The sequence below is a fragment of the Paenibacillus sp. PK4536 genome (assembly GCF_028594455.2).
Classification (GTDB): domain Bacteria; phylum Bacillota; class Bacilli; order Paenibacillales; family Paenibacillaceae; genus Saccharibacillus; species Saccharibacillus nuruki.
Map to the genome: position 1 here is coordinate 3,100,329 of NZ_CP126313.1, position 15,347 is coordinate 3,115,675.

The window sequence follows — 15,347 nt, forward strand, 5'->3', positions numbered from 1 at the left end:
TTTTTAAGCTTTTGTGATGTCTAGCATAAATACATCAAATGTATAATCACTAAAGTATTTTTTATTGAGATATTGTCTGAAGTAACCACCAGACATCAATTGTGGATCACGAACATCTGTGATAATAATTTCGATATCTTTGTCAGCTACACTATGTAACATCGCTTGAACTTCTATATTTAGCTGTTCTTCACTCATAGCAATAATATACTGATTCAACTTTTCAGCAACAGTCGCATAATATTGTTGTTGTAACTGCGATTTTTGTTCTTTTTCTAATTTCAATGTGTGCTGGCGCTCTAGCTCCATATCAAGTTCTGTTTTCTTTTTGCGATAATCATTTTTCAGCGCAGCGACTGTATAAGCTGGAATATCATGTACACGTCCACTCAGTACATCGATTTTGACGATATCTAGAATTTCAGTGATATAGTCTTTTTCGTACGCTTTTAAAATCGTTTGGATCGTTATCATCGTTAATCCAAATTCTTTTTTCAAACGATCGCTTAAACGATGAGCTGTATGAGGTTGTACCGAGGATACCGCTTCAGTAGCTGGAAGAATCGTGACATTTTGTTTAGCTTTTGTTTTGATTGTAAATACAATTTCATCTACTTTACGACCGCTTTTACGTTCCACATAACTAAATTCGATATCTGTACTTTTGTTGATTTCTTGCTGTGCTTTGGTGATCACACGCTTTTTAAAGTCCGAGTAAACGGGATATTGATCTTCGATACCTAGTAGTTCTTTTAAACGTTGAACTTTAAGAGTACGCTGACCTAGTTTCTCATATTGTTTTAAAAGCTCATAGATGCGCATAGAATAAGCACTTTTAAGCTTTAGAATATCGTTTAGACGAAATGAAGTGAATTTTTCCTTCAATTGAAGAAGATAAGGTTTTAACTTGGGCGAAAATTCGACTTCAATTATGCCCTCATTTGGAAAGTATTCCGCAGATGCCAACCAGTTTACTTGTAAGTTTTCATTTATGTAAAAAGGATGGGACATTAGATTTAGTGTGTATTCTTTTACTTGTGCATAAATATTTTTATTTTTCACACCTGCTAATTTGGCAAATTCACTAATCTTAAATCGGTATCGTTGAAATTCTTGATCTTCCGGCGAAATAATGCTGATCAGTACATAAATAATGCGTAGTTCAACTACACTCATTTTTAAAGGCATTTCAATAAGATCATTAGACTTTGTAACCAGATTATTTTTCTTCATATGTTATATAACCTCCAAGACGTTCCTTCATTATAATAGATAATCTATGATAAAAGTAGCTTAAGCAGCACAATATCTTACTTTGAGTTGTTTATCTTATTTTACATATCTTGTTTTTATTGTTTTAAATATTTTACTTGTTTAGAGTCGATGATATCTGTTGATAGTCCTAGCTTGCCAGCCTTAATATCGGACAAAAATAGGGTAAATTATGGACAGTTTTAGGGTCATTTGTAGACGAAAATAGGGCAGAAGTCAGACAGATTTAGGTTCGAACTATAGACAACTTTAGGGTAGAGTGCGACAAAAATAGGACGAACTATAGACAATTGTAGGGCATACTATGGACAAAATTAGGGTGTCAATCAGCCATAATCACAGTGATTATTAGCGTTATTTTGAAATGAAATGCGACAAAAATAGGGTCATTGATCAAAATTATTATTTTATTATGGACAAAAATAGGGCAAATAAATAGGAACCCAAGTATTGACCCTATTTTTGTCCATAGTAAAGCAAAATATGTACTGATTTTGCTCAATATAGGTAAAAGATAGACAATAACTCAAATATTCACCCTATATATGTCCGATTTCATCAAAGATTAAAGCGATAGTGAATAGTTACTGAAGTCTTTTATAAAGAGTTCATGATTGTAGTATAGATCTAAGGATACTAGACTTTATTGAATCAGTACTCAGATGAATTGCTATAAATACGCAAAAATTAATGTTAAAATATAGAATATGAATACAAAAAGACAGGAGGGGCAATAATGCAGAATAAAGCAGATCGTCTAAAAGGCGCTAAAGTTCCGCAAACGCCTATATTAGAGCAAGATTTACAACGTCGCTTACCTCCGGGACAGACACTTACTGAAAGTTTTCCGATTTTGCATGAAGGTAGTGTACCTGAATATGATATGAATTTTTGGAATTTGCGTATTTTTGGCGAAGTTGAAGAAGAGCAAGTATTTACATTTGAAGATTTGCAAAAGTTACCAGTCACTCGTACTGTCAGTGATATTCATTGTGTGACTCGCTGGTCTAAATTTGATACAGCATGGGAAGGTGTCAAATTTTCTGATCTAATGAATGTATTGAAAGTCAAATCAGAAGCAAAATATGTAATGATTCATGCAGATCCTGATTATGAAACCAATGTAGCTTTGAAAGATCTGATGGACGAAGATGTATTATTAGCTTGGAATTATGATGATCAACCGATTACTGCCAAACACGGGGGGCCATTACGGATGGTTGTTCCGAAATTTTATTTTTGGAAAAGTGCCAAATGGGTGCGTGGTATTGAATTTATGAAAGAAGATCGACGTGGATTCTGGGAAGATCATGGCTTTCATAATGTAGCTGATCCTTTCCAAGAACAACGTTTTTCTTCCGACGAATATGAAATGCCAGAAGATGAATGGAAATATTGTGAAGCTGACTAATATTTAGGAGCTGATAAATATGGTTATAGTATGGTATTTGTTATTTATGGTATTGCTTTCTGCCCCAGGAATTTGGTATCACATAGCGATTGGTAAACGTATAGCGCATGAAGAAAAAAAAGCAGGTCGAGATCTGACGTATGAGATCAATCCTTTTACAGGTGGAAGAGAGTAATTATCCAAATAATGGTGAGCAGCAAAACAGAGCACTCTTAGAATGCTGGTAATAATAAATACAGCAAAAAGAACCGTTTTTTATAAACGGTTCTTTTTGTTTAGCTCATTTAATATTATAGTCTGTTTTTAAACAGTATAATAAAGAGTTTGGATCAAATACTCACAATGAATTAGGTTCAAGAAGCTGAATCTAACTTACAAGCTATCTACAGCTTTTTGAAGTTTAGCGTCTAACATTCCTTTTTCTTTGCTACCTTTGTTTAAAGAAGGCTCAAACCAGTATACCACTACAGCATTACCTTTAGTGTAAGTGGATTTGTTAAGCAAATCGTAAGGGGTTTTGCTTGTTTGAGTTTTCAAATCTTCCAACCCTTTTTTAGCATCGTCAGCTGATTTGAAGCTATAAATAGAAACAGTTTCCTGTTTATTCAAGTCTTTATCTGTTACATAACGAGTAGCTTTTACATCATTCAATACCCAGCTATTTTGCTCATCTGGAGCAGAGATCAAATCGATCTTTTGCGCTTTGATGGCACTTGCTACTTTCTCAGCAGAAACATCTGTTGCAGTGCTATCAGTAGTAGCATCTGTAGTTGCTTTGTCTGTGCTTTCTGTAGCAGGGTCTGTCGTAGTTGCGTCTTCAGTTGTAGCCATTTCATTGTCAGTTACAGCGGCACCTTCATCTGTTGTTGCTGTAGAATCAGTGGCTGTAGATTCATTGGTTGTTGTTGGGGTTGTCGTGCTAGCTGGTGTTTCTGTGTTGCCATTAGAACAGCCGGCGGTCGCAGCTACGACGGTGAGTGCAAGTAGAAAAGTACTGATTTTGAGTTTCATAAATTGGACCTCCTGTGTGTTAAGTTCATCTGTAAGGCGATGAATCTTTTGAATATGAAAAATAAATAACGTTTTTCACTATAACATACATACACACAACAGTCGATTTTGACACGAATCTTACATTTTGTAAGAACCATGAATCCATAATTATAATTAGAAAATATCAGTCATAGCAACGTTTTGGAACGTTTGTAATAATATCATATTTTCTGAAAATAAATCAAAATAGAACAAAAATGTTTTATTTGCATAGAAAAAAGAAGCAGTTAGGGGACTGCTTCTTTTGTAATATTCTCAAAATCGATATTCTAAACTCTATATTAAGGGGGTAGAGTTAGAAAGGGTTTATAGGGATAAAGTACAAGTTGGACAATCTAATATTAGATAACGTTTAGTTCTACAGCGATATTACCACGTGTTGCGCGAGAGTAAGGACATACGTTATGAGCTTCTTCTACTAATTTCATAGCTACATCACGCTCTACACCTTTAACCAAAACATCCATTTTAACAGCAAGCGCAAATCCGCCATCTTCAGCTTTACCGAAGCTTACAGTAGCATTTACTTCTGTACCTTCGTGTTTGATTTTTTGCATACGAGCAACCATATTTAGAGCACTATCAAAACAAGCAGAATATCCTGCTGCAAATAATTGTTCAGGGTTAGTACCAGCACCGCCAGCGCCGCCCATTTCTTTTGGTGTTGCAATATCTAAACGAAGTTCAGGGCTAGAAGATTCAACATAACCTGCACGACCTCCAACTGCTTTTACTGTAGTTTCATACATTTTTTGTTGGATAGTTAACATGAATAACTCCACCTTTTTATATAATTTATTTTACAAAATTAAATTTAACACAATTAATATGAAAAGTAAAATATTTTTCGCTATCTTTATGTAAATCAGTAGATTTTATGATATAATCATATCTATAAAGTAGATTTCGCACACTCTTGTTAGTCGTTCATTTTTTTGTATTTGGGTAAAATATTAGTTAAAGAAAAATATATTTTATAATAATTATAGGTAGGTGATATAGCATGACTACAGATTCTAACGAGTATCCACATCCGCAGTTAAAGCTTGAAAATCAACTTTGTTTTGCTATTTATGCTTCTTCTCGCGAAATGACTAAAATGTATCAACCGCTATTGGATCGCTTGGGAGTGACTTATTCTCAATATCTCGTAATGATCGTGTTATGGGAGCAACAAGAGTGTACAGTTAAAGAATTAGGAAATGCTTTGTATTTGGATTCAGGTACATTGACTCCTTTGCTTAAGCGTTTAGAAGCCGCTGGCTTGATTATTCGTAAACGTTCTACAGAAGACGAGCGTAAAGTGCATATTACATTGACTGAAGCAGGTCAGCAGTTGCAGGAACAAGCAGTTAATATTCCACAAGATGTTATGGATGGAACATGTATGAATACGAAGAAACTTGAAGAATTGCTAGGCGAATTTAAACAGTTGCTTCATAATGTACACCAAACGAATATCGAAATGGCGAATAACAAGTCTTAATCTATACAAAATACAGGTATCTTGTGTAACAGCATATCGGTTGAAATAAAGCCCTTTTATCGAATTTTGGTAAAAGGGCTTTTGTTTTTTTACTTTGATAGCGTATACATGATATATTAAGTAAGAGCTAGCTTACTCAAGATAACTTCCAGTAAATGGAGTAAATTGGCGAAATTTTTAAGGAAAGCGTTTTAAAAACATGTTACAATATTGAAGGTTATTGATTTGCCGGGGGCTCTTGCCGGAATGCATTCATGTTGATAGGAGGATTTATTGAATGAATATCCATGAATATCAGGGAAAACAAGTACTTAAACAGTACGGAGTAGTTGTACCGGAAGGTAAAGTTGCTTTCACGGTAGAAGAAGCTGTAGAAGCAGCTCAATCACTGGGCAGCCCAGTGTGTGTGGTCAAAGCTCAAATTCATGCTGGTGGTCGTGGTAAAGCTGGCGGAGTTAAAGTAGCTAAAAGTCTGGACGAAGTACGTACTTATGCTCAAGAGATTTTGGGTAAAGTGCTTGTAACACATCAGACAGGTCCTGAAGGAAAAGAAGTTAAACGACTTCTAATCGAAGAAGGCTGTGATATTCAAAAAGAATATTACATAGGTGTTGTTATCGACCGTGCTACAGGTAGAGTCGTGATCATGGCATCTGAAGAAGGCGGCACTGAAATTGAAGAAGTCGCTGAGAAAACACCTGAAAAGATTTTCCGTGAAACCGTAGACCCGGCTATTGGTCTACAAATGTTCCAAGCTCGTAAACTAGCATACGCAATCAATATTCCGACAAAACAAGTGAACAAAGCAGCTAAATTTATGACTGCATTGTATACTGCTTTTATCGAAAAAGATTGCTCTATCGCAGAAATCAACCCGCTAGTTGTTACTGGTGACGGTGAAGTTATTGCTTTGGATGCAAAATTGAATTTTGATTCGAATGCGATCTTTAGACATCCTGATATTCTTGAACTTCGTGATCTGGATGAAGAAGATGCAAAAGAAATTGAAGCTTCCAAATACGATCTAAGTTATATCGCTCTTGATGGTAATATCGGTTGTATGGTTAATGGTGCAGGTCTGGCTATGGCTACGATGGATATTATCAAATATTATGGCGGCGAACCGGCTAACTTCCTTGACGTAGGGGGCGGTGCAACAACGGAGAAAGTAACAGAAGCATTCAAAATTATTTTGTCCGATAGTAGTGTAAAAGGTATTTTCATTAATATATTTGGTGGTATTATGCGTTGTGATGTTATCGCTAACGGCGTAGTTGAAGCTGCCAAACAAATCGGTCTGGATCGTCCTTTAGTTGTAAGACTTGAAGGTACGAACGTAGATTTAGGTAAACAAATTCTCGCCGAATCAGGGCTAAACATCGTTGCCGCGGATTCTATGGCGGACGGAGCACAGAAGATCGTAGCTCTCGTATAAAATCCAGGACCTAAATTAAGTGATAGGAGCTGTGTCTAAACAATGAGTATTTTGGTAGATAAGCATACAAAAGTCATCACTCAGGGTATTACCGGGGCAACAGGACTCTTTCATACTAAGGGTGCGCTAGATTACGGTACTCAAATGGTTGGCGGCGTAACACCTGGTAAAGGTGGAACTGATGTTGAGATTACACTGGAAGATGGCAAAACAGTTAAATTGCCAGTCTTTAATACGGTTGTAGAAGCTAAGGAAAAAACAGGCGCTACAGCAAGTGTTATCTATGTACCTCCTGCATTTGCAGCTGATTCTATTCTTGAAGCAATCGATGCTGAACTAGATCTGGTTATCTGTATTACAGAAGGTATTCCAGTGTTGGATATGGTTAAAGTATCCCGTTATCTAAAAGGCAAAAAAACAGTCTTAATCGGACCTAACTGCCCGGGTGTTATTACACCAGGCGAATGTAAAATTGGTATTATGCCAGGTTATATTCACAAGCCAGGTTATGTAGGTGTTGTATCACGTAGTGGTACATTAACGTATGAAGCTGTTCATCAATTGTCTACTCGTGGAATCGGTCAATCATCTGCTGTAGGTATCGGTGGAGATCCAGTTAAAGGTTCAGAATTTATTGATATTCTGAAAATGTTTAACGAAGATCCGAATACTCGCGCAGTCATTATGATTGGTGAGATCGGTGGTACAGCAGAAGAAGAAGCGGCAGAGTGGATTGAAGCGAATATGACGAAGCCTGTAGTAGGCTTTATCGGCGGCGCTACAGCTCCTCCGGGCAAACGTATGGGACATGCAGGCGCAATCATTTCCGGTGGTAAAGGTACTGCTGCTGAAAAAATTGCTAAGCTAGAATCTTGCGGTATTAAAGTAGCACCTACTCCTTCTGAAATGGGTTCAACATTAGTTGAAGTTTTAGAAGAAAAAGGTCTTTTAAGTGAGTGTACTACGCACTAAAAAGGGACTTTAATACTCCTATATAGACTTTTTACAGTCTGTTCTTTATAATGAATGTAATTAGATAGTAACGGACGTATAAGGTAAGCAACCTTTGTATTCTCTTGAGGAGACAAAGGTTGCTTTTTTTGCGTTCATTTAGCTTTTTTTACCTCAAAATGACTTAGAATAATGGAAGAAAATACCTAAAAATGAAGTAAACGCTTGCAAAATAGTTAGGTTTACGATTAAATGGAGAAGGACGATTTGTTCCTGCTCCTGAAAAGGAGATCATTACAATGGATGATAAATGGATATGGCTTGGACTATGTGAAGCTTCTGGTATAGGTTGGAAAAGAATGAAGGATATATTGCAGAATCATGTAGATCTGCGCGAACTGCCGGAATGGGATGCCGGAAGCTGGCGTGGATTAGGCATGCCTGAGAAAGTAGCTCAATCTTTACCTGAACAGCTACAACCAGAGTATCTCCAAACCAAAATAAAGAAGTATGAGGAGCAAGGAATTCATATTATCACGATGCTTGATGAGGAGTATCCTACTTTAATGAAGGAAACTTTTCAACCGCCATGGATATTATATGCTAAAGGACGGGTAGAACTGCTATCTAGCTTCTGTATCGGTATGGTAGGGACAAGAGTTCCGACCGCTTATGGACGCAAAGTTGGTGAGTTACTTGCTGGTGAAATGGCAGAGCGTGGTGTTACGATAGTCAGTGGAATGGCGAGAGGTATTGATAGTGTATGTCACGAAGCAGCGCTTCGAGCGAATGGACAGACTATTGCTGTTCTAGGCACAGCGATTGATACTATTTATCCTGCGGAAAATCGCTCATTGTATCATCGAATTGCTGATCAAGGACTTGTATTATCCGAGTATCCGATAGGTACCAAATCCTCACCCGGGCTATTTCCGCAACGTAATCGCATTATATCAGGGCTCTCTTACGGGTCTGTGGTTGTTGAAGCTGATGCTAGAAGTGGTTCTTTGATTACCGCTGATTTTGCCATGGAACAGAATCGTGATGTTTTTGCTGTACCTGGGCCAATCACTTCTCCCAAAAGTCAGGGGACGCTTTCTCTACTGAAGCAAGGAGCCATTCTGGTTACCTCTACAGAAGATATAATGAAGGAATATGATTCAAGTTTAATCAAACGGTGTGATAATCCGTACGAAATGAAAGAAAAATCCAGTCAAATGAGTGCTTCAAAACCTCCAATTTCAGACTTTTCTGCAAAATTCGATTTGACAACAGACGAAAAAACGATATACCTTATATTGGAGCAGGGTGATGCAACGATTGATGAATTACATATTCAATCGAAGTTTGATTTTGGACTTTTGCATACCGTTCTGTTATCTTTAATCATAAAAAAACAGATCAGTCAACGCTCTGGTGCGCTATATACCTTAATATAAATAATATAAAAGATAGAAATGATGAAAGGGGGACGAACCTAATGGCAGCAGATACACTGGTTATTGTAGAATCACCGGCAAAAGCAAAAACAATCGGTAAGTACCTGGGTAGTAAATATATTGTTAAAGCATCTATGGGACATGTTCGCGATTTGCCTAAAAGCCAAATAGGTGTTGATGTAGAACATAATTTTGATCCTAGATATATTACGATTCGAGGCAAAGGTTCTATCCTCAAAGAATTAAAAGATGCCCGTAAAAAGGTGAAAAAAGTCTATCTTGCAGCCGATCCGGATCGCGAAGGTGAAGCAATAGCATGGCATTTGGCTCATGCGCTTGACGTTGGCGAAACCGAAATGTGTCGCGTTGTATTTAATGAAATCACCAAACAAGCAGTAAAAGACGCTTTCAAAACACCGCGTCAAATTAATATGGATCTTGTAAACGCTCAACAAGCACGTCGTATACTGGATCGATTAGTAGGGTACAAAATCAGTCCATTGTTATGGAAAAAAGTAAAAAAAGGTTTGTCCGCAGGTCGTGTTCAATCCGTAGCTGTTAAAATTATTATTGATCGTGAAAATGAAATCTCTGATTTCGTAGCTGAAGAGTACTGGAGTATTACTGCGAAATTAACGATTAATGATACAACGTTTGAAGCGAAGTTCAACCGCTTAAATGGCGAGAAAAAAGAACTTCATAATGAAGCCGAAGTGAAAGAAATTCTAGCGGCGATTGGAGATTCTTCTTTTGAAGTATCCAATGTCAAAGAACGTGAACGTTTGCGTCATCCATCTGCACCATTTACAACATCTTCTTTACAGCAGGAAGCCGCTCGTAAATTAAACTTCCGTGCAGCCAAAACGATGTCAGTAGCTCAACAATTATACGAAGGTATCGATCTAGGTAAAGAAGGAACCGTTGGTTTGATTACCTATATGCGTACCGATTCAACCCGTGTAGCTGCATCAGCACAAGAAGAAGTGAAAGAATTTATTTTAGAAAAATACGGTAAAGAGTTCGTTCCTGATGAACCACGCCAGTATTCTAAAAAAGCAGCAAATTCACAAGATGCGCATGAAGCGATTCGTCCAACTTCTGCAATCCGTGAACCGGATACATTGAAGCCATTAATGAGTCGTGATCAATTCCGCTTATACAAATTGATCTGGGAACGTTTTGCAGCCAGTCAAATGTCTTCAGCTGTTTTGGATACATTATCTGTTGATATCACAGCAGGTCCTACAACCTTCCGTGCAGTAGGTTCCAAAGTGCGTTTTCAAGGGTTTATGAAATTGTATGTGGAAGGTAATGATGATGGTAAAGAAGAAGGCGACAAATTCTTACCACCACTTGCTCAAGGCGATCAACTTCAAAAAGAAGAGATCGAACCCAAACAGCATTTTACTCAACCGCCTCCGCGTTATACAGAAGCACGTTTAGTGAAAACGTTGGAAGAGTTAGGTATAGGGCGACCAAGTACGTATGCACCAACACTCGAAACGATTCAAAAGCGTGGTTATGTAGCGATTGAAGAAAAGAAATTTATGCCTACAGAACTGGGTGAATTGGTTATTCAGTTGATGGAAGAATTTTTCCCTGAAATATTGAATGCTGAGTTTACTGCGAATATGGAACAGAATTTGGACCATGTTGAAGAAGGTGAAGAGAACTGGGTTCATGTTTTGAGCGAGTTTTACGAGTCTTTTGAAAAGCGCTTAGAATTTGCAGAAGAAGAAATGAAAGAAATCGAAATTGAAGACGAAGTGTCTGATGAAATTTGTGATAAATGTGGATTACCACTTGTATATAAATTAGGACGTTTCGGTAAATTCTTAGCTTGCTCAGGCTTCCCAGATTGTCGTAACACGAAGCCTATTATCAAAGATATCGGCGTAACCTGTCCAACGTGTAAAGAAGGTCATGTCGTCGAACGTCGCAGTAAAAAAGGCAGAGTCTTTTATGGTTGCGATCGTTACCCTGATTGTGATTTTGTATCATGGGATCGTCCATCGCCTAAACCTTGTCCAGTCTGTGAATCGATGATGGTCGAAAAACGCAACAAACAAGGTGTGAAGTTGCAATGTACTCATTGTGATCATACGGAGATGGTTGAAGAACAAGAAGATGAGGCATTAGAGGTGGATTGACGTTTAGTTGCTAAGAAGTAGGATTTTGAGACTTTTTCACGTATAATACGTATCATTAAATAAAGTGTGGATCATTGTATCCACTTTACCTATAACTTGTATCTTATTTATTCATTTAAATAGGGTACAAGTTATAACTATTTAGATTAAGTGCATTATGCAGGAGGTTTTTTATTGTGTCAGATATTCAAAAAGTAACGGTTATTGGGGCAGGACTTGCAGGTAGTGAAGCGGCTTGGCAAATCGCAAGTCAAGGTGTGCCTGTCACTTTATATGAAATGCGTCCTGTTGTAAAAACACCAGCGCATCATACGAATCAATTTGCAGAATTAGTATGCAGTAATTCATTACGTTCGAATACATTAGCAAATGCAGTAGGGGTAATGAAAGAAGAAATGCGTATGCTGAACTCTTTGGTACTTGGAGCAGCGGATCGTCATGCCGTTCCAGCAGGAGGAGCTCTTGCTGTAGACCGTGATGGGTTCTCTGGTGAAATTACATCTACTCTGCATAACCATCCGTTGGTGACTGTAGTCAATGAAGAATTACAACAAATTCCTACAGACGGTATTGTAGTTATTGCTACAGGCCCGCTAACTTCACCTGCATTGTCACAGCAAATTCAAGCTTTATTAGGTGAAGAATATTTCTATTTCTATGATGCTGCGGCACCTATCGTTGAAAAAGATTCTATTGATATGAATAAAGTCTACTTAGCTTCACGTTATGATAAAGGTGAAGCCGCTTACCTGAACTGTCCGATGAATGAAGAAGAGTTTAATGCGTTTTATGAAGCACTGATCGAAGCAGAAACCGCTCAATTAAAAGATTTTGAAAAAGAAATCTATTTTGAAGGTTGTATGCCTATTGAAGTGATGATGAAACGTGGTAGACAAACTGCTTTATTTGGACCGATGAAACCTGTAGGTTTAATTAATCCTCATACAGGTGAATTACCTTATGCGGTTGTTCAATTGCGTCAAGATAATGCAGCAGGTACGTTATATAATCTAGTTGGATTCCAGACGCATTTGAAATGGGGCGAGCAGCGTCGTGTATTTTCAATGATTCCTGGTCTTGAAAATGCGGAATACGTTCGTTTTGGAGTAATGCACCGTAATACATTTATCAATTCGCCTAGACTGTTAGAAGATACGTATCAGCTTAAAAATGATCATCGTATTTTCTTTGCTGGACAAATGACAGGTGTAGAAGGATATGTAGAATCTGCGGCTTCTGGATTGATAGCAGGTATGAACGCAGCACGTCTAGCTAAAGGGCAAGAATTGCTTCATTTACCTTTGGAGAGTACACTAGGAAGTATGGCTCACTATATTACACATGCTGATCCAGATCATTTCCAACCGATGAATGCGAACTTTGGTCTGCTACCTAAACCAGAAAAACGTATTCGTAATAAAAAAGAGAAAAACGAAATGCTGGCGCATCAAGCTTTAGAAAGTATTAAAACATTTTTTGAGCTAGAGCCATCAGAAGTTACACAATAATTAACGTTTGACTATGTAAAGGAGGGGAAGTATAAATGGATCTCTCATTTCACGCTACAACGATATGTGCTGTTCGTCACAATGGTAAAGCAGCTATCGCGGGTGACGGTCAAGTTACATTCGGACAAAATGTTATTATGAAGCAACATGCCAAAAAAATACGTCGCCTCTATCGCGGACAAGTACTCGCTGGATTTGCAGGTTCTGTAGCTGATGCGATTACGTTGTTTGAAAAGTTTGAAGAAAAGCTTGAAGAACATCATGGTAATTTGCAACGTGCTGCTGTAGAGCTAGCGAAAGAATGGCGTTCTGATCGTGTACTTCGCAAACTAGAAGCTTTATTGATCGTTATGGATCAAAGTGGAATTTTATTGATTTCAGGTGGCGGAGAAATCATTGAACCTGACGATGATGTGATTGCTATCGGTTCTGGAGGCAATTTTGCATTGTCTGCGGCTCGTGCACTTAAACGTCATAGTAAAGATATGGAAGCTAAAGATATCGTAGAAGCCTCTTTGCATATCGCTGCGGAGATTTGTGTATATACGAATGATAATATTATTGTAGAAGAATTGTAAGAGGGACCGGTGCTACTGCGTACTTTAGTAACAGGTGCGACGAAGCACCGGTTTTTATATAATCGTATCTTTGTTTAATAATGATCATTAATATCAGTTCACTACTTTTATCGATATGGAGGTAAGATCATGACAACCACTGCTTTGACCCCTAGAGAAATAGTTACCGAATTGGATAAGTATATTGTTGGACAAAAAAACGCTAAAAAATCAGTTGCGGTCGCACTTCGTAATCGTTATCGTCGTAGCCTATTACCGGAAAATATGCAGGATGAGATCGTACCTAAAAATATTTTAATGATCGGTCCAACAGGTGTAGGTAAAACAGAAATTGCTCGTCGCTTAGCGAAGTTGGTTCATGCTCCGTTTATTAAAGTAGAAGCAACCAAGTTTACTGAAGTAGGTTATGTAGGAAGAGATGTTGAATCTATGGTACGCGACCTAGTAGAAACAGCTATTCGTATGGTGAAATTAGAACGTACTGAAAAAGTAAAAGATCAAGCAGAAGAAATGGCGAATGAACGTATCGTCGAAATCCTAGTACCTTCTGGTTTTAAAAATAAATCACAACGTAATCCGCTTGAAATGCTATTTGGTAATCAAAGTCAGCCTGAAGAACCTCAGACGAATTTTGAACAAGAGGGTTCGATTCAAGATAAAAGACGTAGAGTGCGTTTTGATCTGTTGGCAGGCAAGTTAGAAAACGATGTGATTGAAGTTGAAGTTGAAGATTCTATGCCTTCTTTAATGGATATGTTTGCAGGTCAAGGCAATGATCAAATGGGCATGAATATGCAAGAAATGTTAGGTAGCTTTTTACCTAAAAAAACAAAAAAACGTAAACTCCCTATTAAAGATGCTCGTAAAATATTAACGCAACAAGAAGCGAATAAATTGATGGACATGGACGATGTGAATCAAGAGTCGCTACGTCGTGCAGAACAGACTGGTATTATTTTTATCGATGAGATTGATAAAGTAACCAGTTCTGGGCGTGGTACAGGACCTGACGTTTCGAGAGAAGGGGTACAACGCGATATCCTTCCAATCGTTGAAGGTTCTACCATTATGACCAAATATGGTCCGGTCAAAACCGATTATATTTTATTTATCGCAGCTGGAGCTTTCCATACGTCCAAGCCTTCAGATTTGATTCCTGAATTACAAGGACGCTTCCCGATTCGGGTAGAATTGGATAGTTTAACTCTAGAAGACTTTGTAAATATTTTAACAGAGCCTGAAAATGCGTTAACAAAACAATACATTTATCTTTTACGTTCAGAAAATATAGAGTTAGAATTTTCTCCTGAAGCGATCCGTGAGATTGCTTCGATCGCCGCAGCCGTTAATCAGAATACTGAAAATATTGGTGCACGTCGATTGCATACGATTTTGGAAAAACTGCTTGAAGATTTATCTTTTGAAGCACCTGAATTGACGTTAGAAAAAATGATTATTACCCCTCAATATGTTCAAGAGAAATTAAGAGAAATTGCTCAAAACAGAGATTTGAGTCAGTATATTCTGTAAATTTCTATGGCTATAGTACTTGTACTAGTCGCTAAAGACTAAAATTGAATAGGAAATCATCTTTTTAGGAAAAAGGTGGGGTACTGTTTCTCAAAGTTCCCCGCCTTTTTCCTATATTTTCATACTCGCGAAAGTTGTATGATGAGTACAGAAAGAAAAACACAGTACAAGATCAGTTGAGATGATCCGATATAGTAAAGAACACGTATATATTATACTAGCCAATTTACAATGAATACGTTATGATTGATTCATTTTCGCAAACATGCAAATTCTTTTTCCCCAGCATGCACTATTCTCTAAAAAGCACATTTAGTCAAAAATAAAATGGATAAATGAAATAAAATTCACAAAACCTTAAAAAATTATTTTTCAGTAAGTAATATGCACTAGGCTATATGTCGCTAAATCGTGCTAAAAGTTGTTCAATTAACTAATCTTCTTAATTTTTATCAGGACGCTATAGATGATAAAAGACCTAAAATATTTAAAATTAAATAAAACCTTTAAAAGTTAAGTTAGTTAATTTCGTGC

Annotated in this window: 13 protein-coding genes; 10 read left to right on the forward strand and 3 right to left on the reverse strand. The window is 37.4% G+C overall.

Annotated features, from left to right (window positions below):
• Positions 1-3: 3 nt before the first annotated feature.
• Complete coding sequence (locus PO903_RS13985; RefSeq protein ID WP_273593720.1) at positions 4-1,233, reverse strand: replication initiation protein; 1,230 nt, start codon at positions 1,231-1,233, stop codon at positions 4-6.
• Between the two features lie 775 nt (positions 1,234-2,008).
• On the opposite strand from PO903_RS13985, the gene PO903_RS13990 reads away from it, so the two are divergent.
• Positions 2,009-2,683, forward strand: a complete 675-nt coding sequence (locus tag PO903_RS13990) for a sulfite oxidase-like oxidoreductase (protein WP_273593721.1) — start codon at positions 2,009-2,011, stop codon at positions 2,681-2,683.
• Between the two features lie 19 nt (positions 2,684-2,702).
• Complete coding sequence (locus PO903_RS13995; protein ID WP_175425160.1) at positions 2,703-2,858, forward strand: hypothetical protein; 156 nt, start codon at positions 2,703-2,705, stop codon at positions 2,856-2,858.
• Between the two features lie 197 nt (positions 2,859-3,055).
• On the opposite strand, the gene PO903_RS14000 is transcribed toward PO903_RS13995, so the two are convergent.
• Together PO903_RS14000 and PO903_RS14005 are read right to left on the reverse strand one after the other, a co-directional pair.
• Positions 3,056-3,694, reverse strand: coding sequence for a hypothetical protein (locus PO903_RS14000; protein WP_273593722.1), 639 nt, complete (start codon positions 3,692-3,694; stop codon positions 3,056-3,058).
• A 383-nt stretch (positions 3,695-4,077) separates the two neighbouring features.
• Complete coding sequence (locus PO903_RS14005; RefSeq protein WP_069327398.1) at positions 4,078-4,506, reverse strand: organic hydroperoxide resistance protein; 429 nt, start codon at positions 4,504-4,506, stop codon at positions 4,078-4,080.
• A gap of 233 nt (positions 4,507-4,739) precedes the next feature.
• Here PO903_RS14005 and PO903_RS14010 point away from each other — a divergent pair, with 233 nt between their 5' ends.
• From PO903_RS14010 to hslU, 8 genes are all read left to right on the forward strand, one after another.
• The gene (locus PO903_RS14010; RefSeq protein ID WP_069327397.1) at positions 4,740-5,222 is read left to right on the forward strand and encodes a MarR family winged helix-turn-helix transcriptional regulator; all 483 of its coding nucleotides are present in this window, start codon (positions 4,740-4,742) and stop codon (positions 5,220-5,222) included.
• A 277-nt stretch (positions 5,223-5,499) separates the two neighbouring features.
• Positions 5,500-6,657, forward strand: a complete 1,158-nt coding sequence (gene sucC / locus PO903_RS14015; RefSeq protein WP_069327396.1) for an ADP-forming succinate--CoA ligase subunit beta — start codon at positions 5,500-5,502, stop codon at positions 6,655-6,657.
• 42 nt (positions 6,658-6,699) lie between these two features.
• A complete protein-coding gene (gene sucD, locus PO903_RS14020; protein ID WP_273593723.1) occupies positions 6,700-7,629 on the forward strand; it encodes a succinate--CoA ligase subunit alpha in 930 nt (309 codons plus the stop codon).
• Positions 7,630-7,907: 278 nt separating this feature from the next.
• Positions 7,908-9,047 (forward strand): DNA-processing protein DprA, encoded by a 1,140-nt coding sequence (gene dprA, locus PO903_RS14025; RefSeq protein ID WP_069327394.1) that lies wholly within the window; start codon positions 7,908-7,910, stop codon positions 9,045-9,047.
• Between the two features lie 41 nt (positions 9,048-9,088).
• On the forward strand, positions 9,089-11,197 hold the full coding sequence (topA, locus tag PO903_RS14030; RefSeq protein ID WP_069327393.1) for a type I DNA topoisomerase: 2,109 nt from the start codon (positions 9,089-9,091) through the stop codon (positions 11,195-11,197).
• Positions 11,198-11,373: 176 nt separating this feature from the next.
• Positions 11,374-12,705, forward strand: a complete 1,332-nt coding sequence (gene trmFO / locus PO903_RS14035; protein WP_069327392.1) for an FADH(2)-oxidizing methylenetetrahydrofolate--tRNA-(uracil(54)-C(5))-methyltransferase TrmFO — start codon at positions 11,374-11,376, stop codon at positions 12,703-12,705.
• Positions 12,706-12,740: 35 nt separating this feature from the next.
• Entirely contained in the window at positions 12,741-13,283 is a 543-nt protein-coding gene (gene hslV, locus PO903_RS14040) for an ATP-dependent protease subunit HslV (RefSeq protein WP_069327391.1), read from the forward strand.
• A 129-nt stretch (positions 13,284-13,412) separates the two neighbouring features.
• Positions 13,413-14,813: an ATP-dependent protease ATPase subunit HslU gene (hslU, locus tag PO903_RS14045; RefSeq protein WP_273593724.1), complete on the forward strand. Its 1,401-nt coding sequence runs from the start codon at positions 13,413-13,415 to the stop codon at positions 14,811-14,813.
• Positions 14,814-15,347 lie beyond the last annotated feature (534 nt).

What these genes read in the sequence shown, in the direction of transcription:
- hslV (WP_069327391.1), top strand. Translation starts at nt 12,741, where the DNA reads ATGGATCTCTCATTTCACGCTACAACGATATGTGCTGTTCGTCACAAT.
- topA (WP_069327393.1), top strand. Translation starts at nt 9,089, where the DNA reads ATGGCAGCAGATACACTGGTTATTGTAGAATCACCGGCAAAAGCAAAA.
- sucC (WP_069327396.1), top strand. Translation starts at nt 5,500, where the DNA reads ATGAATATCCATGAATATCAGGGAAAACAAGTACTTAAACAGTACGGA.
- PO903_RS13990 (WP_273593721.1), top strand. Translation starts at nt 2,009, where the DNA reads ATGCAGAATAAAGCAGATCGTCTAAAAGGCGCTAAAGTTCCGCAAACG.
- PO903_RS13995 (WP_175425160.1), top strand. Translation starts at nt 2,703, where the DNA reads ATGGTTATAGTATGGTATTTGTTATTTATGGTATTGCTTTCTGCCCCA.
- PO903_RS13985 (WP_273593720.1), bottom strand. Translation starts at nt 1,233, where the DNA reads ATGAAGAAAAATAATCTGGTTACAAAGTCTAATGATCTTATTGAAATG.
- PO903_RS14005 (WP_069327398.1), bottom strand. Translation starts at nt 4,506, where the DNA reads ATGTTAACTATCCAACAAAAAATGTATGAAACTACAGTAAAAGCAGTT.
- sucD (WP_273593723.1), top strand. Translation starts at nt 6,700, where the DNA reads ATGAGTATTTTGGTAGATAAGCATACAAAAGTCATCACTCAGGGTATT.
- hslU (WP_273593724.1), top strand. Translation starts at nt 13,413, where the DNA reads ATGACAACCACTGCTTTGACCCCTAGAGAAATAGTTACCGAATTGGAT.
- PO903_RS14010 (WP_069327397.1), top strand. Translation starts at nt 4,740, where the DNA reads ATGACTACAGATTCTAACGAGTATCCACATCCGCAGTTAAAGCTTGAA.
- dprA (WP_069327394.1), top strand. Translation starts at nt 7,908, where the DNA reads ATGGATGATAAATGGATATGGCTTGGACTATGTGAAGCTTCTGGTATA.
- PO903_RS14000 (WP_273593722.1), bottom strand. Translation starts at nt 3,694, where the DNA reads ATGAAACTCAAAATCAGTACTTTTCTACTTGCACTCACCGTCGTAGCT.